At 67.2% G+C, this 363-nt stretch carries 1 protein-coding gene; it reads right to left on the reverse strand.

Going from position 1 to position 363, the window contains the following annotated elements; genetic code table 11:
• Positions 1 to 363: alpha/beta fold hydrolase (locus SB754_RS19470; RefSeq protein WP_410784048.1), on the reverse strand; the 363-nt coding region annotated here is incomplete at both ends.

Below are 363 nucleotides of genomic sequence, written 5' to 3' on the forward strand. Positions count from 1 at the left end.
GGGTGTCGCCAGGAACTGCCGCACGGCCCACAACGAGTCCGGGACCGATCGATCGTCGAGGTTGGTGGCGTTCGGTCGTACGTGTGGCGGATGGATGATCTCCATGACCCGGCCGATGTTCGACATGTTGGTCTGACGCTTCGGGTCATGGCTGCCGAAGAACGGCCCGGTCGAACACAGGATCAGCCCGTCGACGCGGTCCGGATGCCGGTGCCAGGCCAGCTGGGCCACACCACCACCCATCGAGAACCCGGCGGCGGTGAAGGTCTCGATGCCCAGGACGTCGGCGAGCGCGACCACGTCGTCGGCGCAGTCGTCGAGGTCGAAGGGCTTGTCGCGGATGCCGCGACCATGCCAGCGCTG

This window comes from Leifsonia sp. SIMBA_070 (assembly GCF_046534635.1).
Classification (GTDB): Bacteria; Actinomycetota; Actinomycetes; order Actinomycetales; family Microbacteriaceae; genus Leifsonia.